The 7,871-nt window shown below is 46.1% G+C and carries 5 protein-coding genes; 2 read left to right on the top strand and 3 right to left on the bottom strand.

Translation table 11 applies throughout. The features are described 5' to 3' along the window. Nucleotides 1-249: 249 nt before the first annotated feature. Nucleotides 250-4,461 (bottom strand): T9SS type A sorting domain-containing protein, encoded by a 4,212-nt coding sequence (locus O3Q51_13150; GenBank protein MCZ4409760.1) that lies wholly within the window; start codon nt 4,459-4,461, stop codon nt 250-252. 178 nt (nt 4,462-4,639) lie between these two features. Beyond that, entirely contained in the window at nt 4,640-5,587 is a 948-nt protein-coding gene (locus tag O3Q51_13145) for a succinylglutamate desuccinylase/aspartoacylase family protein (GenBank protein ID MCZ4409759.1), read from the bottom strand. 76 nt (nt 5,588-5,663) lie between these two features. Between O3Q51_13145 and O3Q51_13140 the strand changes: the two genes are divergently transcribed. After that, entirely contained in the window at nt 5,664-6,128 is a 465-nt protein-coding gene (locus O3Q51_13140) for a RimK/LysX family protein (GenBank protein ID MCZ4409758.1), read from the top strand. Continuing rightward, the gene (gene rimK, locus O3Q51_13135; GenBank protein ID MCZ4409757.1) at nt 6,125-7,030 is read left to right on the top strand and encodes a 30S ribosomal protein S6--L-glutamate ligase; all 906 of its coding nucleotides are present in this window, start codon (nt 6,125-6,127) and stop codon (nt 7,028-7,030) included. Before O3Q51_13140 ends, rimK begins: the two co-directional genes overlap by 4 nt. 114 nt (nt 7,031-7,144) lie before the next feature. Here the strand turns inward: rimK and O3Q51_13130 are convergent, their stop codons facing one another. Next, a complete protein-coding gene (locus O3Q51_13130) occupies nt 7,145-7,861 on the bottom strand; it encodes an SDR family oxidoreductase (GenBank protein ID MCZ4409756.1) in 717 nt (238 codons plus the stop codon). Between the last annotated feature and the right edge of the window lie 10 nt (nt 7,862-7,871).

Genomic DNA, 7,871 nt, shown 5'->3' with positions numbered 1-7,871 from the left:
GCGAGGGATGAGCAATTAGAACTTATCGACAAAGGAGCGATCTCACTGACCGCAGGGAAGTAATTGATTTCTCAGTTCGAGTGTTTCACGACATAGGAGTGAAAAGTATCGAGAACAAATGGTAGTTCAGTTTTCTCCAAAGGGTTCTCAACCTCCGCGCTGTTTGCGCTTTGCTCGGTGCATTCCTATCCGCTAAGAAGCCCCCCGAAATCACGGAGGGCTTTATCAAATAAGGCTGTGTTATTCTCTTTAATTCTTCAAAAACTTCGTTGTCTTCACTTCGCTCTCGGTGGTGAGCTTGTAGATGTAAACGCCCTGCGGTAGCGATGAGGTATCGTACTGAAACATCATCGGCGTTTGGCCGGGAGCCATACCGGCATAGATCAACCCGATTCTTTTTCCCGTAAGGTCATATAGCTCGAGCTGAACGTTTTCTGATTCGGTCGTTGTGAACGAAACGTTGGAAACATCTACCACGGGATTGGGGTTGGAAGCGATAAGCAACTCCTCGCAGGTCTCGATGTCTATTTTCACAATGTTGGAGTAGTCAAAACAGGGGTCGAGGTTGGAGGCTTGAATGTCTTCCAATACCACTGTTTCGTCGGTCGATACGGATGCTACTTTATACTTGCCCGGGGTGAGGTCTTCCAAGACGAAAGTTCCATCGGTGCTCACTTCGATAATCTGATTGGAATTGTTGAGCAGGACAAATCCCTGATTTATTCCGCTGCTGTTGATCCGATCAAAGGAGATGGTAGCCGGCAAATCTCCGACACAATAGTCCTTGGGATCGGAGGTGCCGATTTGACCGGCTTCTGCTCTAAAACTGGTCACGGCAAATGAGCCACTAACGGAAAGGCAGCCTTCCAGATCGTTGAGGTTGTCGGTCTGATTCAAGTTGTCATCAGTATAGGCCACGTGCGATACGAAGTAATTTCCGGGAGGATGATTGTCGGGTTTGAAGGTACCCGTTTGCCTTACGGAGAAGATGTCGTAATCGCTGTTGTGAAGGATGAAAACCCCGTTACCGGTATTGCCTGCAACTTCTGCTTGTACGATATCTTGTTGCTCATTGTTAAGGCAGATGTCACGGGTTACTGAGGTGGTGGTGACGCTGCCGGAAAGGGGTGATTCGCACTGAGTAGTTTTAAGCACTGCCAAGCCTCTTCTCGGGCGATCGATTATTTCTTCAAAATTACCACCAATAAAAACTTTTCCTTCTGAGTCAGCAGCTATTGAAAAAGCGGTATAAATAGGATCCCATCTAGGACCTCCGATGGGCGGTGTATCAAAAACAATGTCGTACCAGTCTTCATTTGAGTAAACCGCAGTATATGCATTATTCAGTAGTGAATACTCAGCGGCGTAGGCATCGGCAGCAAAATAGAGTAAGTTGCCGGAAAGGAATAAGTCGCGACCCGATGCGTAAGTTGAATTATTGAAAGGATCTCCACCACCGGTAGGAAGCCCTGCATTCGGTAAAATCACCAAATCGCCTGTCAGTGTATTAACTTTGACGATCCCTTCACCATTTGCCGCGATTTGTCCTGCTACGATAATATCGTCTTGATAAATCAACATTTTTAATGCTCGAGCTATTTCATAGCTTGAGCCGAGCGGGCCAGTAAATTCGTTGATAGAAAAATCAGTTAATTCCCCTCCTTGTTTTCCAATTTCTACAATGCTGAAAATCAGTGAGCCGTCTTGAGGTGAAGCCATAAAAAACTCACCTCCTACAAAAATACTTGTGTCTGACGCAACGATAGAGTAGAAGCCGTCACCAGCCGGGCTGTTAGAAAAGTCGAATTCTACTTCGGGCCAATCCAGTAGTGCACCCGTCGCGCGATCCAAAGCGCCTAGATTTTTATCAGTATTTCCTGCTACGAAATATACTCTGTCGTTATTCAATTCAATATCTCTGATGCGAACTTCATCTCCGAGCAGGCTAAGATTATTTCCCCATTCCGTTACTTCAAGCGTTTCTCTATCAAGAGCAGCTATTCCCTGTCTGGCAGAATCGCCAAACTGACTAAAACCACCGGCAAAAAGTATTCTATCCCCATCAATGACTATTTCATCTGCAAACACATTGGGTGATGTGGGAGCATCTAAGAGTTGTCCCGTAGTTCGGTCTAAGATGGCAAACGTTTCTACATCGTTGGGTTCAGCTAGAGAAGGCTTTACGGTATTAAAGCTACCACCAAAAGTGACCTCACCCGCATTTTCTGAGATAGAATTTACCTGTGAATCAGGGTCAGGATTAAAGTCCGTTACATTAAACCCAACCTTGGTGAGCGCAGCAAGGTTTTGTCTATCAACACCTTTGATTTTAGTGAACTCGCCACCCACATAAATCTCATCATCGGCAATTTCGATATCCCTTAGAAAGGAACCCTTAATGAATACACCCCACGGGTCTACTTCACCGTCTGTCAGATCAACCCGAGCAATGAATCGCTTGGTCTCCTCATTCATTTCAGTAAAATCTCCTGCGAAATAGAGTTTATTGTTTTCAAAATCTTGGGCGAGTGTAAAAACTCTTTCATTTAGCTGAGCGATAGGAAGGTCTGGCTCGCCTGTGATAATACTTGCAGAAGCCAAATACTGTGACCCGTTGAGATTGGCACCGCTGAAGTTACCACCGCCGTACACTTTGTCACCTATGATTTCGATGTCGTAGACGATCTGTAAATTTGTGGGGACAACCGTCAAACCTTCTGAAAAAGGGATGGACAAGTCCAGTGCTTCTCCGCTTAAGTCGAAAGCGGCAAAACTCAGCCTGAGGTCTTCTTGGATTTGACCCGCAGAGGTAGCAACCAAAATTTCTCCGTTGCTTTCTTCCAGCGCAGTGCATCTGGCAAACTCCGTAGACTGCAGCGAAAAAGCAAAAGCATCTGACGTAAGGGTTAGATCATCCACATTGTATGCAGCAATAAGTGGTCTCGCCTCTCCGTCGACTCTTACGAAATATCCCCCTACAAAAAGCTTGTCTCCGATGATCTCCAACTGATCTGCAACTGTATTTAGCGAAGGTGTCCAGTCCAGTAGTTCACCCGTAGTCCAATTTATAGCAGCGAGTTCTTCCACTGCCGTACCTGAGAAATTACCGGCCAGAAAAGCAGTATCCCCTTTTACGGCCATATCGAATACCGTTCCGGTAAGCTCTGATCCGGCCGCAACGGGGATAAAAGAGGGATTATTCAAATCAACCGTAAAGAATAAAGCGCTCGGCTGAGTGCCTACTCCTGAAAATTCTCCCGCAAACTGGATGAACCCATCTGAGATGTTAAATGCAAAGACATCATCATCAACATTGATGTCAAATGATTCTGAGGCATTTCCACTTTCTGTATCCAGCAGCGCTATGTAACGCTTCGTTGTCGTTTCAGCTATATTAGTGAATGAACCACATACCAGAAGGCTGTCATTGTAAAGCCCAATTTGTCTTACATCTCCGTTGGGATTTGGTGTGAATGGCAATACTTCGCCCGTTTCGGCATCTAGTTTTGCCATATTTACAATTTCTTCCCCATTTACACGATTGAAGAAACCGCCAACGTAGAGAGCTCCTTCGTGCAAAAGCAAAGAGTGCATGCGCGTATTCAATGGCTGCGATAAAAGAAAAATATCAGCGTTGAAAGCGGTTGCATTTCCATCCGCATCAATCCTTGCAATACGTCCTCTCAAGCTGTCTTTTATATTGGTGAATTGTCCTGCGATATACCAACCTCCTTCGCCATCAGGAGTTGCCGCAGTAATCGCTCTATTGGAAAATGGTCCTTTATCGGAGACATCTTTTGTAGTAGGATTATATGAAACGCTGAGCCCTCTTATCTCACCCACACCGCTGAATCCACCCCCGATGAAAATGGTGTCTCCTTTTTGTTCAATGTCGTAAACGGGACCATTCACGGTGGGATTGAATGGAAGAACATCGTAAGAATTGTAATCTACCGCAAAGAAGTTTTTGCGGTCAATCCCGTTTACTGTATTAAAAAACCCTGCTAGATATAGGACCTGTTTTTCTGAGTCTAGATGGATATCGAAAATATCGCCGTCTATATCCAAGTTTAACGCAGTCACTTGATTGTCTGCGGTTATGTGGGCGATTCCGTTTCTATCAAAGCTTCCAACTTTAGTGAATTCGCCCGTAATGAAATACCCGCCTTCGCCGTCGCTGATGACATCGCGTAAGAATCCATTTACTTCAGGAGTCTCGTTGATCAGGGAAGTTTGATCGCTGGTAAAAGTGCTTAGAAATGGCCTTATTTCCGTATCGTTTTCTCTTAGTTGAGTAAAATTTCCGGAAAGATAAATTCGGTCCATCTCTTCATCTATGGTAATGGTTCTTACGCTACCATCAATTACCTCGGGATATTTAGTCAATATTTCCGATTCTTGGGCTTGCGCCGAAAAGGTGTAAAGGCCGAAAAGACACAAAATTGGATAAAAGTATTTCATGGGTTACTGCGAGATTAAAATGTTTCAAATTGGTCGGAAAGGAAATATAACGAAAACTGCTCGGTTTATCTAATGGGAAAAGGAAAGGCTCACAAAAACTTGGTTCCTTGCCAATATGCCTCGAAGGCGTAAATTGCCACTAGTCAACTATCACACTACGGCTGATGGGAGATCCGACTCAAATCAACCCCAAATGGATCAACGCATCGCCTTGATTGATCACAGGCATATTGTTGTGGCAAATAACGAGCCCTGCTGCGGGCGATTTTACGGCGGTGCTGAATTCGCCGAAAGGATCGGTAATGTAGCCGAGTACGTCGCCTTTGGCTATGGTCATTCCCGAATTGATGATGCCGCGATAGATTCCGCTTCGCTTTGCGCGAATCCAAATTGATTTCTCACATTTTATAGAGGGCGAATTGGCCGCAGGAGCATCATCGATCATGTTATGGGCTTGTAGCAGACGAAGAGCACCGTCTACTCCTTGCCGTACCACTTCCTCATCCATACGCATGCTCTCGCCACCTTCGTATACCAAGATGGATTTGCCCATTTTGAAAGCTTGCTTGCGCAGGCTCTTTTCCAAAAGTCCGCTGTGGAGGGTAACCGGTGCTCCGAACTGTTCGGCCAGTTCGGCAGCTTTTTTGTCCTTCGGCGCGTAGCGTATTTGCGGAAAGTTAAAGCGCGAGGCACCGCCCGTATGGAAGTCAATACCAAAATCAATTTCCTTGAGAATATTGTGGCTGATGAAATGGGCTATGCGAGAAGCCAGCGAGCCTGTGGTCGATCCGGGGAAGCTGCGATTGACGTCTTTGCCATCAGGCACATCCCGACTGAAGTTCAAGAAACCGTAGATGTTCATCACGGGTATGGCCACCACCGAGCCTCGTTGGAGGTTTTCAAAATGCCCTCCATCTATTAAGCTTCTTACTATTTCTATCCCGTTTATCTCATCGCCGTGAAGGCCTCCGCTAAGCAAGACGGTAGGCCCCGGTTTTGTGCTTCGATAGATGTATACGGGCAGATCGATGACTGTTCCCGATGGCAACTTAGCCAGTCGAATATTGATTTTTTCCTGAGTCCCTGCGGGGATGCTTTGACCTGCGATTACGATCTTCTTCTTCACTGCGGTGAGGTGTATATTTTTCGCGAAGATACTAAGGTTAAACTCTGTTCGTATCCTTTCTTGATCGGCGATTGAAATGAATACCTTTGCGACCTTAAAAAGAAAGACCCCAGTGGTAGACCGAGTCGGAGAAAAGCGAATAGTTGGCAATAAGGAGAAGGTATCTTTTCCTGATCAAAAGCGCGAACATATTGTAGCCCGAATTGATTCGGGAGCCAGATCATCTTCCGTGCATTGCGATGAGATTTGGGAGGAAGAGATGAGAGGCAAGAAGGTGTTGTGCTGTCATTTTTTGAAACGATCAAAAAAAGTGGTTCGATTCAAGAAATTCAGGCGTCGAAAAATTAAGAGCTCAAACGGACAAGTCGAAACCCGATATATTGTGGAGCTTAAGATAAAGTTAGGCGATTGTGAAAAGATGACACAAGTTTCGTTAAACGACCGTTCGACCATGAATTATTCCGTATTGTTGGGCCGTCGATTTCTGGCAGACGACTTTCTTATTGATGTATCCAGAAGTTACGTGCAAAACGAATTATGAAGATTGCTATACTAAGCCGAAACAAGAACTTGTACTCAACCAGCCGGTTAAAAGAGGCTGCCGAAAAGCGGGGTCACGAAGCCATTGTAGTGGACCATTTGGGTTGCTCGCTGATAGGTGAACACAAGAATCCGAGGGTCATTTATAACAACAAGGATTTGAGTGATGTGGATGCGATCATACCTCGTATCGGAGCCTCAGTCACGTTTTACGGCACGGCGGTAGTTCGTCAGTTTGAGATGCGAAATACCTTTACGGTAAACTCGTCTATTGCCATTGTTCGTTCGCGCGACAAGCTGCGCAGCACGCAGATATTCAGTCGCCACGATATTGGGATTCCAAAGACCATATTTACAAATCACCCCAAGAAGCTCGACCCGCTAATTGATGAAATCGGGGGAGCTCCTGTGGTGATCAAACTGCTGGAAGGTACCCAAGGAATCGGGGTGGTATTGGCAGAGTCTAAAAAAGCGGCCAAATCAGTAGTAGAAGCTTTTCATGGCCTCAAAGCCAACCTTTTGATACAGGAGTTTATCGCTGAAGCAGGTGGTGCTGATATCCGCGCTTTTGTGGTAAACGGAAAAGTGGTAGGCGCGATGAAACGTCAAGGTGCTGAAGGGGAATTTCGTTCGAACCTGCATCAAGGTGGAACTGCCACCGCAGTAAGGCTCACACCGAAACAGCGTGCAGTTGCTCTCGCCGCCGCCAAAGCCATGGGGCTTAACATGGCGGGCGTAGATATGATTGAATCGTCACGTGGGCCCCTCGTCTTGGAAGTCAATTCATCTCCGGGACTCGAAGGCATCGAAAAAGCCACTAAAAAAGACATCGCTGCCGAGGTGATTAAATACATCGAGAAAAACGCGGGGAAGAACGCGAAGAAAGATAGGGTGGGAGCGTGAGTTTTAGTTTGTAGTCCTTAGTCCGTGGTCCATGGTCCCTAGTCCTTGGTCGATAGCTATGGGGTTTTACTGCCACTTACCATCTACCACTTACCATCTACCATCGACCACCGACTACTTCGGCGGCTTACTCGGTCTTACCTCAATCTTCGACGGTAGATTTCTAGGATTGGTTTCCAAGAGATAAACGACCATCTCGCCAATGTCTTCGGGTTGAATTTTCCAAGCATCTGCCTCATTTGGCGTATGACCCGCAAAGTGACTGGTCACTGATCCGGGCATAATCGTACTCACTTTAATATCGTGCTGACGCAAATCGAGCATAACTGCTTGGGTGAAGCCTACCAAGCCAAATTTGCTGGCATTGTAAGCTGAGCCTCCCGCAAAGAAGTTAGTACCCGCCAAACTCGCGATGGTGATAATATACCCTCTCGATTCTTTCAGGGCGTTGAGCGCAGGCTTGATGGTATTGAATACTCCCGTGAGGTTGGTATCAACCGTTTGGGTGAATTGCTCGTGGGTGAGGTCCATTATACTTCCGAAGTGACCGAGACCTGCGTTGGCAATTACGGCATCTACTTTCCCCAGTTGGCTTACCATGTGATCGATTACGTTTTCCATATCGGAGTATGACCGTACATCAGCAGTGATGCCAATTGCTGTTGCATCGCTTACCTGATTGAGTTTTTCTGCTGCCTCTTTTACTGTCTCAGTATTTCGACCGGTAATGCACACGGATACCCCTTTTTTCAAAAGCATTTCAGCTATGCCGTATCCTATTCCTTTTGTTCCTCCGGTGATGAGGGCTGTTTTTCCCTTTATGTCGTTCATTTTTTTGGAT

Source organism: Cryomorphaceae bacterium 1068, assembly GCA_027214385.1.
Classification (GTDB): Bacteria; Bacteroidota; Bacteroidia; order Flavobacteriales_D; family Cryomorphaceae; genus JAKVAV01.
Note: the sequence above shows the minus strand (reverse complement) of the source record. Positions and strands in the feature narration are given on the sequence as shown.